The organism is Candidatus Accumulibacter necessarius, assembly GCF_036625085.1.
Window position 1 is genome coordinate 24,110 of the sequence record NZ_JAZKUM010000013.1, and the last position, 16,524, is coordinate 40,633.

At 61.2% G+C, this 16,524-nt stretch carries 14 protein-coding genes; 12 read left to right on the forward strand and 2 right to left on the reverse strand.

The features are described 5' to 3' along the window. Positions 1-5: 5 nt before the first annotated feature. Positions 6-1,589, reverse strand: a complete 1,584-nt coding sequence (locus tag V5B44_RS24180) for a DUF1302 family protein (RefSeq protein WP_332361650.1) — start codon at positions 1,587-1,589, stop codon at positions 6-8. Continuing rightward, the gene (locus V5B44_RS24185) at positions 1,573-2,385 is read right to left on the reverse strand and encodes an ABC transporter ATP-binding protein (RefSeq protein WP_332361652.1); all 813 of its coding nucleotides are present in this window, start codon (positions 2,383-2,385) and stop codon (positions 1,573-1,575) included. The genes V5B44_RS24180 and V5B44_RS24185 overlap by 17 nt, the downstream gene beginning before the upstream one ends. 54 nt (positions 2,386-2,439) lie before the next feature. On the opposite strand from V5B44_RS24185, the gene V5B44_RS24190 reads away from it, so the two are divergent. The 12 genes from V5B44_RS24190 to V5B44_RS24250 all read left to right on the forward strand — a co-directional run bounded on the left by V5B44_RS24190 (position 2,440) and on the right by V5B44_RS24250 (position 16,402). Further along, complete coding sequence (locus V5B44_RS24190; protein ID WP_332361654.1) at positions 2,440-3,237, forward strand: outer membrane lipoprotein-sorting protein; 798 nt, start codon at positions 2,440-2,442, stop codon at positions 3,235-3,237. A gap of 465 nt (positions 3,238-3,702) precedes the next feature. Then, positions 3,703-5,916, forward strand: coding sequence for an HDOD domain-containing protein (locus V5B44_RS24195; protein WP_332361656.1), 2,214 nt, complete (start codon positions 3,703-3,705; stop codon positions 5,914-5,916). Between the two features lie 2 nt (positions 5,917-5,918). Continuing rightward, complete coding sequence (locus tag V5B44_RS24200) at positions 5,919-8,120, forward strand: putative bifunctional diguanylate cyclase/phosphodiesterase (protein WP_332361658.1); 2,202 nt, start codon at positions 5,919-5,921, stop codon at positions 8,118-8,120. A gap of 195 nt (positions 8,121-8,315) precedes the next feature. Then, a complete protein-coding gene (gene tpx / locus V5B44_RS24205) occupies positions 8,316-8,819 on the forward strand; it encodes a thiol peroxidase (protein WP_332361660.1) in 504 nt (167 codons plus the stop codon). Positions 8,820-8,836: 17 nt separating this feature from the next. Next, positions 8,837-9,718, forward strand: coding sequence for an IclR family transcriptional regulator (locus V5B44_RS24210; protein ID WP_332361662.1), 882 nt, complete (start codon positions 8,837-8,839; stop codon positions 9,716-9,718). Between the two features lie 291 nt (positions 9,719-10,009). Continuing rightward, positions 10,010-10,834 carry an undecaprenyl-diphosphate phosphatase gene (locus V5B44_RS24220; protein ID WP_332361664.1) on the forward strand — a complete coding sequence of 275 codons (825 nt, stop codon included), beginning with the start codon at positions 10,010-10,012 and terminating at the stop codon, positions 10,832-10,834. Position 10,835: 1 nt separating this feature from the next. Beyond that, positions 10,836-11,408 carry a YqiA/YcfP family alpha/beta fold hydrolase gene (locus tag V5B44_RS24225; protein ID WP_332361666.1) on the forward strand — a complete coding sequence of 191 codons (573 nt, stop codon included), beginning with the start codon at positions 10,836-10,838 and terminating at the stop codon, positions 11,406-11,408. A gap of 8 nt (positions 11,409-11,416) precedes the next feature. Then, positions 11,417-13,333: a ribonuclease catalytic domain-containing protein gene (locus V5B44_RS24230; RefSeq protein WP_332361668.1), complete on the forward strand. Its 1,917-nt coding sequence runs from the start codon at positions 11,417-11,419 to the stop codon at positions 13,331-13,333. Position 13,334: 1 nt separating this feature from the next. Continuing rightward, on the forward strand, positions 13,335-14,225 hold the full coding sequence (locus tag V5B44_RS24235) for an energy transducer TonB (protein WP_332361670.1): 891 nt from the start codon (positions 13,335-13,337) through the stop codon (positions 14,223-14,225). Further along, on the forward strand, positions 14,222-15,061 hold the full coding sequence (aroE, locus tag V5B44_RS24240) for a shikimate dehydrogenase (protein WP_332361672.1): 840 nt from the start codon (positions 14,222-14,224) through the stop codon (positions 15,059-15,061). Before V5B44_RS24235 ends, aroE begins: the two co-directional genes overlap by 4 nt. Next, on the forward strand, positions 15,058-15,750 hold the full coding sequence (mtgA, locus tag V5B44_RS24245; RefSeq protein ID WP_332361673.1) for a monofunctional biosynthetic peptidoglycan transglycosylase: 693 nt from the start codon (positions 15,058-15,060) through the stop codon (positions 15,748-15,750). The genes aroE and mtgA overlap by 4 nt, the downstream gene beginning before the upstream one ends. Before the next feature lie 130 nt (positions 15,751-15,880). Continuing rightward, complete coding sequence (locus tag V5B44_RS24250; RefSeq protein WP_332361675.1) at positions 15,881-16,402, forward strand: LapA family protein; 522 nt, start codon at positions 15,881-15,883, stop codon at positions 16,400-16,402. The last annotated feature ends 122 nt before the right edge of the window (positions 16,403-16,524 follow it).

Here is a 16,524-nt window from a genome sequence, read left to right on the forward strand (position 1 = left end):
GCGACTCAAAAGCTGTAGCGCAGCTCTGTATAGACGCGGTCCCTGTTGTCGTAGCGACCGAAGTAACCCAATGGCGGTCCATTGAAAAGGTCAACGCCAAACGCCAGACGCCAGTTTTTCTCGAAGTTCCAGCTCACTCTTGGTCTGAGCATCCAGTCGGTGCGATTGAGGCTGGAGACCCACAGAGCCTGCGCCTCGACCTTGTCGCCGAACTTGTGGTTGACCAGCAGACTGTAGCCATTCTCGTTGGCCGACGGGACGATATCCGGGTCGCGGTCAAAGACGTGGCTCTGGAAGATCTGGAAATTGATCCGCGTATCGGCCAACTCGGTATAGTCCAGACCGATGACCCAGGTGAGATTGTTCTGGAAAACGACCCCATCAGGGTCGGTCAGGTTGGTCACCTCATAGCCGCGACCACGCGTATAGACGGCCTCCGCCTTCAGGACCAGCGAACCGAGATCTTTGGCCAGGGTGGTACCGAACTGATCGATCCGGTCATGCCTGGCCTGATAGATCACCGTCGGCTGCAAGCCGGCACGGATCTCGCGGTAGAAGGTCGGCGCAACGCTCATGCTGCTGTAGGCAAAAGCCGCCACATCCCATCCGTCTCGCAGCACCGACAGGCGCAAACCGTAGTTCGTATTGGAAAGACTGCGCGAGGGGAATTTCTCGTTTTCGATGACCTCGCTAAAACCCGGCGGCGGCGGCAGCGTGTATGCATAGAACTCCGAGCCCGGCTTGCCTATGTTGTCGTAGCTGGCAACCGGGATCCAGAGCAACTCAAGGTGGAAATCGTCCTTGAAGTATTCAGCCCTGGCGGCCCATTGCGGAATGCGCAGGATCTCGAATTCCGGCAGGATGAACTGCCGCATGTCTTTGGCGGAAACCACGTCGCCAAAGAGCAGGCCGACCATCTCACCCCAGACGATCTGCTGGCGACCGAAGCGGAAATCCCAGTCGCCGGCGCCAATGTCGAGGTAATTCTCGCGTAGCAGCACATTGAAGCGCTGGTCATCGGCCACGGCCTGCGGATAGAAATCGGTCAGGGTATAAGTTGCGTCGTAGTCGACGCGGGCGCCCAGCTTCCACTTGATGTTGCTGCCGAGATCACCCTGCGCACTCAGATCGACGCGGGTCATCATCTCCGACCAGTGGGCCGGCTTCGCATAGGTATAGGCCATCACATTCTGCACGAAGCCCTTGAAGCCAGCAGCACCCAGCGACGACGAACCGGCCGAGGCGGTCCCGGGCTTCTGCGGCTGGTCGTCACCGAACAGCAAGTCCCGGCTGGCCGGCGGCTCCGCAGCCTGCGGCTGGCCCGGCTCGTCGTTGCCGAAGAGCGATTCCCGACTTTCTGCCGGCGGCGATTCCGTTGCCGGTTCGTCGTCGGCAAACAGGGCATCCCTGCTCCTGGGCAGGGTATCGGCGGCGGCAAGCAGGAGACCAGCTGACCGCAGGGAATGTGGGGTAGCGACATCGTGGCCTGCCTGGTCAGCGCCGCCGACGCCCTCATCCGCCGCTGACACGGTTGCGCTCGCAAGCACCAGGACAAGACAGGCGGAACGCTGGTTAATTCTGATCTGCATTGCTGTTCCCCCCGCCTGCAGCCGACATCTCGGAGGCCTGGCTGCTGGTATCATGGTTGCTGGTGCCGGCTTCGGACGGACGATGGCGAGCGACCGACCACTTAGTATGCGAGCGCATGCCAAGCAAGGCGATTTCGCCGTCCTCAACGCGAACCAGGCGGTCAGCCTTGGCAATCACCCGCTTGTCGTGGGTGGAAAAAATGAACGTCGTCTTGAACTTGCGGTTGATCCGCTTCATGAGGAGCAGGATTTCCTCGCCGGTCTTGTGATCGAGGTTGGCCGTCGGTTCATCCGCCAGCACGATCGCCGGCCGAATGGCCAGCGCCCTGGCGATGGCGACCCGCTGACGCTGCCCACCACTCAACTGATTCGGGCGATGACTGGCGTATTTCGACAAGCCAACGATATCAAGGAAGTAGGCTACTCGCCGCTGACGCTCCTCGCGCGAAACATCCCGGCGGTGAAGCAGCGGATACTCGACGTTTTCGGCGGCTGACAACACCGGCAGCAGATTGAAGGTCTGGAAAATGAACCCGATCGTCCGGGCGCGAAGATCGGCGAGCTGATCGGGCGTCCGACCACTCACATCCTGGTCGTTGATGTAGATCTTGCCGCTGGTTGGGGTATCGATACAACCAATCAGGTTCAGGAGGGTCGTCTTGCCGCTACCCGAAGGGCCTGCGATGGCCAGGAAGACGCCCGGGTCGAACGACAGCGTAATGTCCTTGAGGGCTTGGACTTTCTGTTCGCCGAGCTGATAATCTTTGTATACATGTTCTATGCGGACAACCTTCATGCGGTGGCACTTCCTGCCAACCGCGTCAACGGTCAGCACAATAGGGTGAAAACTATGGAAATCATGACTATCCGTCATTCTGCTGTCAACAGCGCCTTGGCTCTTCTCGCCGCGGCAATCCTGGCCTGGGGGGCGCCAGCACCAGCGGCGGAGACGGTGCAGCCAACGACAGGCGACGACACCGAGGCCCGGCTGATCGTCGAAAAAGCCGACCAGGTTCGTTTCCCGGCAGAGGGCTTTCAGGTGGACGTCAGCATCACCACCATCGGTAGCGAACAGACCAGCGATGTACGCAAGTACCGCGTTCTTGCAAAAGGCAGCAGCAACAGCGTCGTCATGGTCACTGAACCCGCTTCCGAACGTGGTCAGATCATGCTGATGAAGGGACGCGACCTGTGGGTTTTCATGCCGGATGTTTCGCAACCGATCCGGCTCGCCCTCTCTCAGCGGCTGACCGGCCAGGTCGCCAACGGCGACCTGGCACGAGCCAACTTCGCTGCCGATTACCACCCGAAACTGCTACGGAGTGAAAAGATCGGCAGCGACGACTTTCACGTGCTGGAACTGACGGGTGTTGACCGCAGCGTGACCTACCAACGAGTGCTCTACTGGGTCCGGGAGAAGGACTACTGGCCCTACAAGGCGGAGTTCTATTCGCTCTCCAATCGTCTGCTGAAGACGTGCAAGTACGAGAACTTCAAGACCATGGAGGGCAGAAAGCGTCCCACGCGACTGGTCATGGAAGACGCGCTGCGTGGTGGCGAACAGTCCGTGCTCGAGTACGCCGGGATGAAGCTGCGCGATCTGCCGGACAAGATATTCACCAAGGATTATCTCAAGAAGCTCGACTAGGAGCGCACCGGTACCGACGCTGCCCGCGCGCTGACGGCAAGCTGCAGGACGGGCACGCTCAGGGGACGGTGCCCGGACTGGCGGCTGACCACCCTGGCGCCGCCGGGCGCGCGATGTGAGCGCTGACTTCGTAGTACTATGCAAATCTTTGCGCCCGTTAATCGCTGGCGGACTGGTGACTGGCGCTGCGAATGGGTGTTTCTCTCTAATCTGACAGAACTGACGATGAACCAGGACTATCGAAGGAGCTTCACGGTCTTGCCGGCACTCAGTCTGGACCGACCAATTTCGGTTCCGATTCTCCTCGACCGATCCCGGATCATCGGGATTTTGCGCAGCGCTCCCGGACAACAGACAGCTCGCGCCAACGGCCTCCCGCTTGGCTAGGGAAACCAGCAGACATGCACGGATATTCCCTCTCGCCCGCTGCTACGAGGACCGCGTACAGCCCCTTCCGCCAGCGCGATGTATAGCCTGCCGGAGCCCGTCCGCCACGCGATAGAGTCCGGACGCGCGCCATCGCCACCGCAGATACTGCTGCGACTGCTGCAACTGGTTGACGATGATGGTACGACCATGGCCGAGCTCGCCAAGCTGGTTGAGCAAGACCCCGGCTTGTGTACCAGGGTCCTCACCGCCGCCAATTCATCCGCAATCCGACGTGGCAACCAGTTCCGCAGTATCGAGAGCTGCCTCACTGCGCTCGGTACCCGTCTGGTTCGATCGATTGCTACCTGCCTATCGGTTCAGAGCCTGTTCGATGAGCGCTCAGCCACGCGGGCAGTTGATCTTTCAGGGTTCTGGACCCACTCGCTGCTGGTCGCCGAGCTGTCCCGAAGCCTGGCTACAGCAATCGGCTATCAGCGACCGGACGAAGCCTATCTGGCCGGCCTTTTGCATGATGTCGGCGAACTGATTCTGCTCTCCGCCCTGGGCGAGCCATATCTGAAGTTGCTCGCCACCTGTAGCAGCGAAACCACGCTATCGGAACTGGAAGTGGCGCAACTGGGCGTTCACCATGGCGAGATTGGTACCTGGCTGGCGGATCAGTGGCAACTTGACTCGCCGTTTGCTGACGGCATCCTTTTCCACCACCTGCCGGCCGAGCAGATCGTGACCGCCGCCCAACTCGCACAGGTGGTATGGATGGCGCACGCGCTCGCCGGTTGCGACGAGGTGCCCGAGGAGTTGGGAAGGCTCGCCGACCAGATGTTTGGTGACTCCGGTAGCAGTCGGCTGCGTGGGCTGAGCAACCAGGCCGGACAGCGCATGTGCATGGTTGCCGACGCCATCGGCATTGCCCCCCAGGAGAAGACAGCCTGTGGCAGCGCTGCCGGCCTGCCGCGGGTACTCAACGTGCGAACCCGCTCGCAGCCCGATGCCACCGGCCAGATCGCCAGCCTGATCGGTCACAAAGCCCTGCTGCAACCCTTGCAGGATGAACTTCTGGCGCTCGAGACCAATGCCGAGGTGCTGCTGGCCCTGCGTGAATCAGCACGCATCCTGTTTGAGCTGAACCGCCTCGCCTTTCTGCTCTGCGATCCGGTCGATGGCCGACTGACCGGCAAGGGCCTCACCGGGCAGGCAGCCATTTTTGGCCAGGTCAGCATCCTTCCCGAGGCGCATCGAAGCCTGGCCACGGCGGCAGCGATCAGCAAGCAGATCTGCTCTTCCTATGACCACGAGCCAGCCCTCGCGAAGTCCCTCATGGACATCCAGTTTGCCAGAGCCTTTGCCAGCAACGGCCTGCTGTGTATCCCGATGATCGCCCACGGACAAGCGGTCGGCGTCATTGTCGTCGGGCTGAGTGCCAGCCAGTACGCGCACCTTTCCCGCCGCCTGCCATGCCTGGCCAACTTCGGACGGATTGCGGGCCTGAGCCTGGACAACTGGCGCGAAGCCCGGGAGTCTCGCGTACAGACTGCCGAGGCGGCATCAGCGCGCTTTACGCGCCAGGCAAGGCGAATGGTTCACGAAGCGGGAAACCCGCTGACAATCATCAAAGGCTATCTTCGAATACTGGACAGCAAGCTGCCGCAGGAAGCCGATGTTCGCCACGAACTGAACGTGCTTACGGAAGAGATCGAACGTGTTGCGAGCATTGTCCGGCGCATGAGCGATATGCCCGCGCATGCGGTTGATGAGCAGATCGTCGACATCTCAGACCTGGTGCGCGAACTGTTGCTGCTCTATCGCGAGACGCTCTTCGATTCGAAGGGCATAGCCGTGGAAGTAATCCTGCCCAGGGAAGCGATCGGAATTGCCTGCGATCGCGACAGCACCAAGCAGATCCTCCTCAACCTGTGGAAGAACGCCTCTGAAGCGCTTGCCGGCGGACAACACTTCCGACTCACCCTGACCGACGGCATCCGCCACCAAGGGCGGCATTTCGCCGAACTGAGAATCGACGACAACGGGCCAGGCATGAACGAAGCTGCGATAAGCGCCTTGTATCGACCGGTCCATGGTCGCATTGGCAGCACCCGCGGCATCGGCCTGTCAGTCGTCGGCGCACTGGCACAACGACTGGGAATTCCGGTCACTTGTCGGAGCAAACCAGGCGTGGGAACAATGATTTCCTTACTGTTGCCGACAGCGAACCAGACAGAGCCCCGGGGCAGCAACGAAAAAATACTACGCTCAGAGACGATGTCGTCATCGGACACCTGCCAGGAGTAGCGATGAAAGCCATAGCCGACGTTGATTTTTCGCCGCAGATTCCGGACATCCAGCAGACCAGCAGCAGCATCCTGATCGTCGACGACGAGGAGCGAATCAGGGCCGTCTATCGGCAACTTCTCACTGCCGAAGGCCGGCGTATCGAAGAATGCGGTACCGGTTGCGAAGCCCAGCGTCGCCTTGACCGCCGCGATGTGGACGTCCTCATCCTTGATCTCAATCTACCCGACATCAATGGGCTTGAAGTCATGCAATGGATGGTTGACAAGCATGTGCCGACGGCCGTCGTCGTATTCAGCGGAGACGAATCCATCGACTCTGCAATCCGCGCCCTTCGTCACGGCGCCTTCGAATTCATCCGCAAACATGGCGACCCTGGAGAACTGATCGATACCGTGGCCCGCGTGCTGCGCCGTCGGCAGATCGAGCGGGAGCATGCACTGATGACGGTCCGACTCGAACACTCTGAACGCTTGCATCGCTTCCTGGTGGAGCGGTCCCCGGACATCATCTACACGCTGGACCGGAACGGCTCCTTCATTTTCGTCAACGGCCGCGTTGAGGCGCTGCTTGGCTACACGCCGGCCGAACTCCTCGGCAAGCACTACTCGGTCGTCGTTCATCCAGATGACCTGGAGCACGCTCGTTTTGCCTTCAACGAGCGCCGTATCGGCGATCGGGCAAGCACCAACGTTGAAGTGCGCCTGCAGACGAAAACCCAGGGCGTTCGCCACTTTGAGAACCGGACGATCGTCACCATCCTCAGTGCCCAAGGCCTGTATACCGCAGAGGAAGGGCCCGCCAACCTGCATTTCATGGGCACTTCCGGCGTCGCGCGAGACATCACCGACCGGAAGAAAGCCGAGGAAACAATTGCTTTTCAGGCCTTTCATGACCTGCTCACCGGTCTCCCCAACCGCATCCTGTTCAAGGATCGCCTGGGAGTTGCCCTGACACAGGCGAAGAGGAAAGGCAAGCGGGTCGGCGTCATGTTCATCGACATCGATCGCTTCAAGCTGGTCAATGACACCTATGGCCATCACGAAGGTGATGAGTTGCTCAAGTGCTTTGCCCAGCGGGCCCGCAGTTGCCTGCGTTCCGGCGACACGCTCGCGCGCCAGGGCGGTGACGAGTTCACCGTCCTGTTGCCCGATCTGGGCGCTGGCGAAGATGCCGGGGTAATCGCTGCCAAGATGCTGGCTGAACTCAAGAGGCCCTTCAAGATCGCCGGCCTCGACTTCTTTACCACCGTCAGCATCGGGATCTCGCTCTACCCGGACAACGGCAAGACCCCGGAGGTTCTCCTGCGCAACGCGGATATCGCCATGTACCAGATCAAGGGTCAGGGAAAGAACGGCTATCTCCAGTACATGCCGGAGATGCATAGCGGCCACAGCATGCGCATCACGCTAGAGAGCGATCTGCGTAACGCGTTGAAACGTGGCGATCAGTTTGAACTGTATTATCAGCCGCAGATTGACTTCAGCCAGCGGCGGACGATAGGCATGGAAGCACTGATCCGCTGGCATCACCCAATACATGGGTTGATGACGCCGGACGCCTTCATTCCACTGGCCGAAGAAACCGGAATGATCGTCGACCTGGGCGAATGGGTGGTTGACCAGGCTCTGCGTCAGTTGGCATGCTGGCGGCACCAGGGATTCACCGGTCTGCAACTGGCCATCAACCTCTCACCGAAAGAATTTGAACGCGAAGACCTGCCCGAACGAATCCTTCAGCGAATAAGCGCTTACGCCATCCCGGCAGCCGCCGTCGATATCGAAATTACCGAAAGCCTGCTGATGAAGGATGCCGAGAAGAACATAAGCATAGTCAAGCAACTGCGCAACTGCGGGCTGCGGGTCTCAATCGACGATTTCGGAACGCGCTATTCTTCGCTCAACTATCTGCGCCGTTTCCCGATCACCAGCATCAAGATCGACCAGTCCTTCGTTCGCGATCTGAACCCCACGAACTACAGTTCGACCTCGATCATTCACGCCATTTCCTGTATCGCCCGCAGCTTCGGTTTGCGCATCCTGGCCGAGGGCGTGGAAACCGAAGCCCAGAGGAAGTTGCTGAGCGACCTTGCCTGTAACGACATGCAGGGTTTCCTGTTCAGCCAGCCACTCCCCGCTGCCGAGTTCGAGCATTTTCTGAACGCTAGCGCTTTCCCGTGCCGCGCTCAACTGCCGGCCTGCTAGCCGCGCAAGAGGTTCAGGAGGCTCTGCATTAGTTGATCGGCCAGCGCCGAGTCCTCCCGCCAACTCGTACGGCAGACTTGAGAACGGCTGTCCCTGCTGAACTTAGGACGTGTAATAGTGACCAAGAGACACTGACGAAAGCAACCGACGCTTCTCGACAGATCGCTCCCATTTTAATCGTGATAAGGAATCGACATGACAGGCACAGTAACGCTCGGTGGCAAACCTTTTCAGCTCAGTGGCAGCTTCCCGCAGCAAGGCCAGACAGCGCCGGCCTTCGTGCTAGTCGGGAAGGATCTTGCCGACGTTCCCCTCAGCAGCTTTGCCGGCCAGAACAAGATCCTGAACATCTTTCCGAGCATCGACACGCCAACCTGTGCCACCTCGGTGCGCAAGTTCAATCAGAAGGCGAGCGAGTTGCCCAATACCGTGGTGCTCTGCATATCCGCCGACCTGCCTTTCGCGCAGAGCCGCTTCTGCGGTGCCGAGGGCCTGGACAAGGTGATCACGCTGTCCACCATGCGCGGAAATGATTTTCTCGAAGCCTACGGCGTTGCGCTGAGAAATGGTCCGCTGGCCGGCCTGGCCGCACGCGCAGTGGTCGTGCTTGACCGTGACGATCGGGTGCTGCACAGCCAACTGGTTGCGGAAATCAAGGACGAGCCCGACTACGACGCCGCGCTGCAGGCGATCGCCTGAGCGCATGAAGGAGGCGAATGTCCGAGTCCACCGGTACGGAAGCGACCAACCAGCGCCAAGGCATCCAGTCGATCGAGGTTGGCAACAGGCTGCTGCGGGCCTTGGCGACGAACGGACGCTCGATGGTATTGCGTGACCTTGCCCGCAACGCCGGCATGCCGGCCGCCAAGGCTCGTCGTTACCTGGTCAGCTTCATGCGCATGGGACTCGTCGAACAGGATGCAAATACCGGGCGCTACGATCTCGGCGAGTTTGCGCTCGAACTGGGGCTGGCGAGTCTGGCACGACTGGATCCGGTGCGGCTGGCGGGGCCGGTGCTCGACGATCTCTGTGAACACATCGGCGAGACCGTAGCGCTCGCTATGTGGGGAAATCACGGCGCAACCTGTGTGCGTTGGGTCGAGGCCGGCGGCCCCGTGACCGTCACATTGCGCACCGGTGTGGTCCTGCCGCTGACTTCCTCGGCCACTGGTCTGGCCTTCGCCGCTTTCTACCGCTCGCCCTATCTCAGGAAAATGCTCGACGCCGAAGTGCAGGCAACGGCTGCGGCAAGGAATAGCACGCCTGTGGCGGTGCTCTCGGCGCTTGCGGTGCAACTCGACGAAATTCGTCGCCATGGCATTGCCCGCGCTTCGGGTAGCGTGACACCAGGGATCAATGGTTTCAGTGCCCCGGTCTTCGATCATACCGGTCGGATGGTCGCCGCCATCACCTCGCTGGGCATCATCGGCAGCTTCAACCTGGATTGGGACAGTCCAATGGCACTGAGCACCAAGGATGCCGCGGCGAAACTTTCCAGGCGACTGGGACATGGCGGCGCCGAGGCCATTGCCGTCGATGAGCCATCTCCCGCCGCGACTGCGAGTCCCGAAACCGCTGTCGATGTTGCCGCTGCCTGACTGCCGCCCAGCTTGCGGCGCCTGCTGCATAGCACCCTCGATCACCACACCGATGCCTGGCCACCCCCAGGGCAAGCTGGCTGGACAACGCTGCGCCAATCTGACCGACGACCAGAGCTGCCGCCTGTGGGGATGCCCCGAGCGGCCCGCATGCTGCGACGGGCTGCAGCCGTCGGGTGAAATGTGCGGTCAGGATCGGGACCAGGTCCGATCGCCTGGCTATCGGCGTCTGGAGCAGGCAGGCAACCCGAGCCTGAGTGGTAGAATGCCGCTTTTTGCGGAAAGCCTGCCGTGGACCTGCTGCTCTTGCTGAAAGCTCTGATTCTCGGCATCGTTGAAGGCGTCACCGAGTTCCTGCCGGTGTCTTCCACCGGCCACCTGATCCTGGCCGGCGATTTGCTCGATTTCAACGACGAGCGCGGCAAGCTGTTCGAGATCGTCATCCAGTCGGGCGCGATGCTCGCCGTCTGCTGGGAATATCGGGCGAAAATCACTCAGGTGCTGCTTGGCCTGCCGAACGATCGCGCCGCGCAGCGCTTTGCGCTCAACGTGCTGGTCGCCTTCCTGCCGCTGGCGATCATCGGACTCCTGTTCGGCAAGGCGATCAAGGCCTACCTGTTCAACGCACCGGTAGTGGCGACGGCCTTTATCGTGGGGGGCCTGATCATTCTGTGGGCCGAACGCCGTGAGCATCGCATCCGTGTCGAGTCGATCGACGACCTGTCGCTGACGGACGCCATCAAGCTCGGTTTTGCCCAGGCGCTGGCCCTGATTCCGGGCACCTCGCGCTCGGGAGCAACGATCATCGGCGGCCTGCTTTTCGGGCTGTCGCGTCGTGCGGCAACCGAGTTTTCCTTCTTTCTGGCCATGCCGACGCTGATCGGCGCCAGCATATATCAGCTCTACAAGGAACGTGCACTGCTTTCTTTCGACGACGTCGGGATGTGGGTGATTGGTTTCGCCGCCTCGTTTATCTCGGCTTTCTGGGCGGTGCGCGGGCTGCTGCGTTACATCAGCACGCACGACTTCTCGATTTTTGCCTGGTATCGCATCGCTTTCGGCATCGTCGTGCTGGTGACCTGGCATCTCGACGTGATTTCCTGGAGCAGTGGCTGAAGTGGCAGCTCCGCGGATTCTCTACTTGCACGGTTTCTGCTCGTCACCGGCATCCTGGAAGGCGCGGCTGCTCGGCGAGCACTTGGGCACCGCCGGCCTTGGCGACCGCTTCGCATGCCCACTCTTGTCACCCGTGCCCCTGGCAGCCATCGCCACCGCCGAAGCTCTGCTGGCCAGCAGGGAGGCGCCGACAACACTGGTCGGCAGCTCGCTCGGCGGCTATTATGCCAGTTGGCTGGCCGAGAAACACGACCTGCGTGCCGTCCTGATCAACCCGGCGGTAATGGCGCCAGTCCTGCTTGCTGGACTCGTCGGGACCCACACCAACTTCCACACCGGCGAGACCTTCGAGTTCACTCGCGAGCACGTCGAACAGCTGTGCGCGCTCGAGACGCCCGCCGTCACGCCCTCGCGCTACCTGCTGCTCGTCGAGACCGGCGACGAAGTGCTTGACTATCGTCAGGCCGTCGCGCGCTATGCCGGCAGCCGCCAAAGCATCCTCCAGGGCGGCGATCACAGCTTCACGCGCTTCCCTGATCTGATACCGCAAATCATTGAATTCTGTGGGTTATAATCGGCGCGATGCATGTTCTATTCGAAGAAGACGGGGCTTTCAAGGCGGCCACCATTGTTACCGACAACGACAGCTCGCTGCAGGTCGAGACGGTCTCCGGCAAGCGCAGCAAAATCAAGGCAACGAACGTACTGCTGCGCTACAGCGAACCGGTACCGACGGCGTTGCTCGATCAGGCCGAAGTTCTGGCCAGCGAAATCGAGCCCGACTTTCTCTGGGAGTGTCTGGGTGACGACGAGTTTTCCTTTTCCGATTTCGCCAGCGAGTATTTCGGTCACACCGGTACCGCGGTCGAGACTGCGGCGCTACTCCTGGCCCTGCACTCGGCGCCAATCTATTTCCACCGCAAGGGCAAGGGACGTTTCCGCAAGGCTCCAGCCGAAATTCTCCAGGCGGCCCTCACCGGTCTTGAAAAAAAACGCCAGCAAGCTCTGAGCATAGAGCGCATGGTCGGTCAGCTCACGGCTTTCTCGCTGCCGCCCGAGTTCCCGCCAATTCTCGGCCAACTGCTTTACAGGCCCGACCGGAACCGGGGTGAAACCAAGGCACTGGAAGCGGCGTGCAGCGAAACCGGCCTGACGGCCGCCCACCTCCTTGAAAAATGCGGTGCCATCCGCTCGGCGTACGACTATCACCTGCAGCGCTTTCTGCTCGAACAATTCCCGCGTGGCACTGCCTTCCCGGCAACCGAAGCGCCGCAGTTCCCGAAGGGCCTGCCACGTGCCGACGTCCAGGCCTTTTCGATTGATGACGCGACGACCACCGAAATCGACGACGCTTTTTCACTCCAGACACTGCCCGGCCTGGGCTGGCGAGTCGGTATCCACATTGCCGCCCCATCACTGGGGATTGCGCCGGGATCGCCACTTGACGAGATCGCGCGCGCAAGGCTATCGACCGTTTACATGCCGGGCAGCAAGATCACCATGCTGCCGAATACGGCTGTCGAACGGTTCACGCTCTCGAGCGGCCGCGAGGTTCCGACTGTTTCACTCTACCTCACGGTGACGCCGGAACTCGAGATAACTGCCTGTGAGTCGCGCCTGGAGATCGTTCCGGTCGTAGCCAACCTGCGCCATCACGACGTTGAGCCGCAGTTCAATGAGCAAACGATTGCCAATGGGCTGCCCGAGTTCCCCTTTCGCGACGAGTTGCTGACACTCTGGCATCTCGCCAATGCCTGCGAAGGCCGGCGAGGCAAGCCGTCGGCGATGCAGGGGAATCACGACTACAACTTTCGCATCGACGGTGATCTTGTCGATGCCGAGGCCTGCCGGGTCGAGATCTCTGCGCGCCGGCGCGGCAGCCCACTCGACAAACTGGTCGCCGAACTGATGATCGTCGCCAACAGCACCTGGGGTGGCCTGCTTGCCCACAAGGGAGTGCCCGCCATCTACCGCGTGCAGACCGGTGGCAAGGTGCGAATGAGCACCTCACCACAGGCGCACGAAGGGCTGGGAGTAAAGCAGTATGCCTGGTCATCGTCGCCGCTGCGCCGCTACGTTGACCTGCTCAATCAGTGGCAGTTGATCGCCTGCCTGACTGGTGAGACACCACCCTTCGCCGCCCGCTCGGACGCGTTGTTCGCGGCCTTGCGCGATTTCGAGCTGACCTACAGTGCCTACGCCGAATTCCAGCGCGCCATGGAACGTTACTGGTGTCTGCGCTGGCTGCGTCAGCAAGGAATGGACACCATTGCGGCGACGATTGTCGGCCGCGAAAACCTGGCCAGACTCGACCACCTTCCTCTCACCCAGCGCGTCCCTTCGGCGCCGGATCTCAAGCCCGGCGAACGAATTCGGTTGCGGATCGAGTCGATTGACTACCTGACGCTTGCTCTCGGCTGCCGATACGTGGAAACGCTTGCGCCTGCAGGAACTGCCGAGGACGGGGCCGAGGACGAAACGGTGGAGGCGATGGGTTGAAGTGAACGCCGGCTCGCGTGATTCGGTCATGCAATGGATTTCCGAACACAGGCTGTGGCTGGCGCTCGGTGTATCGCTCCTGCTACACGGCCTGGTGCTGTCACTCCACTTCAAATTCCCCGACGCGTCGCGGACTTTCAAGGACCGCGCACTCGATGTCATTCTGGTGAACAGCCGTTCGGCCCGCCCCCCTGCCGAAGCCCACGCGCAGGCACAGGCCAACCTGGACAATGGCGGCAACACCGAACACGATCGGCGCGCGAAGACACCCCTGCCTCCTGCACCCAGGCATCAGGAAGGCGACGACCTCGAGCATTCGCGAAAGCGAATCCAGGCGCTTGAAGCCCATCAGCAAAGACTCGCGACGCCGGTTGAGAGCAAGAGCATGGTCGCTCCGACTGCCGACCGGGAAGCGCAACCGGAGCCCGTACCCCATGCCAGCGGTCGCGACCTCGCGCAGAGCGCACTCGCGATGGCGCGCCTTGAAGGCGAGATCGCCAAGGAACTCGATGACTACAATAGGCGGCCACGCAAGAAGTTCATCGGGACCAGTGCGATGGAATACCGCTTCGCACAATACTTCGAGGAGTGGCGGATCAAGGTCGAACGCGTCGGCACCCTCAACTATCCGGAAGCGGCCCGGGGCAAACTCTATGGCAGCCTGGTCCTGACGGTGACGATCCAGAGCGACGGCACGGTCGTCGGAATCGAAATCAACCGTTCGTCAGGCCACAAGATCCTTGACGATGCCGCTCGCCGGATCGTCGCCATGGCGTCGCCCTTCGCCGCTTTCCCGCCCGCCATCCGGCACGATACCGACGTCCTGGAGATTACCCGCACCTGGAACTTTACCCAGCGTGACAGCCTCGAGACCAAGGCCGCCAGACGATGAGCGACCGTTACTGTGTCTTCGGCAACCCGATTGGCCATAGCCTGTCGCCGGCCATCCACGCGGCCTTCGCTGCCCAATGCCGCCAGGACCTCATTTACGAAGCGATCCTGGCGCCAAGGGATGGCTTTGTCGATGCTGTGCGTAGTTTTGTCGCTGGCAGCGGTCGTGGTGCCAACGTCACGGTGCCGTTCAAAGAGGAAGCCTGCCTGCTGGCAAATCGGCTGACCGACAGGGCCAAGGTTGCCGGCGCGGTCAACACGCTGGTTTTCGACGGGGCAGGCATGCTCGGCGACAACACCGATGGCTATGGGCTGCTGCGTGACCTGACACTCAATCTGGGCTACCAGGTGGCTGGCAAGCGCGTCCTCCTGCTTGGCGCGGGCGGCGCGGCGCGTGGCGTCATCGGGCCCTTGCTCGACACTCGACCGGCAGCGCTGGTGGTCGCCAACCGCACCGCCGATCGGGCCCGCGATCTCGCACAACGCTTGCCCCTGACCGCTTCGCTACGTGGCTGTGATTACGCGGAGCTCGCCGGCCAATCCTTCGATCTGGTGATCAACGCCACTTCGGCCAGCCTTAGCGGCCAACTCCCGCCCTTGCCCGAGGGGATTTTTGCGGCCGAGAGCCTAGCTTACGACATGATGTATGGCCAAGGCCAGACGCCTTTTCTGGTTTTCGCCGGGAGCCAGGGCGTGGCGCGCCTGGCTGATGGTCTTGGCATGCTTGTCGAGCAGGCGGCCGAAGCATTCCGCGTCTGGCGCGGGATTCGGCCTGACACGGCGCCAGTAATGGCCATGCTGCGCGTCGCCGAGGCCGCCACTTCGGCGACGCGATGAGTGTCACCCGGTGGCTGAAGCGCCTGCTGCTTGCCTGCATCGCCCTGCTGCTTCTCTATCAGTTCTGGCTGTTTGGCTGGGTTCTGTGGTGGAACTGGTTCAACCCGGACAGCACTCGTTTCATGAGCCTTCGCCTCGCGGAGTTGCAGCTCAAGGATCCACAGGCACAACTGAAAAAGCAATGGGTCGGTTACGACCGCATCTCAGCCAACCTGAAGCGTGCAATCATTGCCGCAGAAGACGCCAAGTTCGTCGATCACGAGGGATTCGACTGGGAAGGTATCCAGCACGCAATCGAGAAGAACCAAAGGAAGGGGCGCATCGTCGCCGGTGGCTCGACGATTTCGCAGCAACTCGCCAAGAACCTTTTCCTGACCCCTGCGAAGACGACCTGGCGAAAGGCTGAAGAGGCGATTGTCACGCTGATGCTGGAAACCATCTGGAGCAAGCAGCGCATCTTCGAGGTTTACCTCAACGTCATCGAGTGGGGTAACGGTGTGTTTGGCGCCGAGGCCGCGGCCCGTCACTATTACGGCGTGACTGCCGCACAGCTCACGCCCGAGCAGGCCGCGCGACTTGCGGGGATGGTCCCCAGCCCTCGCTTCTACGATCGCAACCGCAACGCACCGGGTCTGGCCAGGAAAACGACGATCATCCTCGCCCGCATGCGGTCTGCTGATCTCCCCTGACGCTGCAACCAGAGGTGTCGGCCAAGTCGGCGACAAGCTGGCGAGTGATCGCCAAGCCTGAGATACTGTCGCAATTTCCTCGGCGCCTTGGCGGCCTTTTCCTGACCACAAATGCTGGAGTAATCCCCTCATGAAGCTTCGCACCGTCTTTCTGCTGCTCGTCCTTGGCGTCATTGCTGCTTTTTCAGCGCTCAACTGGAGCGCCTTCATCACTCCAACCACGCTCTCCCTGGGTCTGGCTGAAGTGCAGGCGCCACTCGGAGTCATCATGCTCGGCGTAGTGGGTTTTCTCACCGCGTTCTTCCTGGTCTTTGTCGTTTACGTGCAGGCTTCTGCACTCTTCGACTCCCGGCGTCATGCACAGGAACTGCAGGTCAACCGGGAACTGGCCGACAAGGCCGAGGCCTCACGCTTCACCGAGCTGCGCAGCTTCCTTGAGGCGGAGTTGCAGAAGCTGGCCGGCCGCGGCACCGGATCGACGGTTGCCAGCAATCCGGCCATCCTGGCCAGACTGGACCAGCTGGAAGAGAAGCTTCTGACCGCGGTGGAGCAGTCAGGCAACAGTCTCGCCGCCTGCATCGGTGAACTCGAAGACCGACTCGAAAGGAAGGAGGAGCAGCTTCCTTCACAGGGGCAAAGGAGCGCCTCCTGAGCAGTTCATCGCGCAACCCACGGGCCCCCGCCGGCTTCGGATAACCCACCCGGTCCGAGGACGCATTCGTCGAAAGGCGATACCATCGTGATCAAACGAGCAAACGATGGCGAAGAAAAACC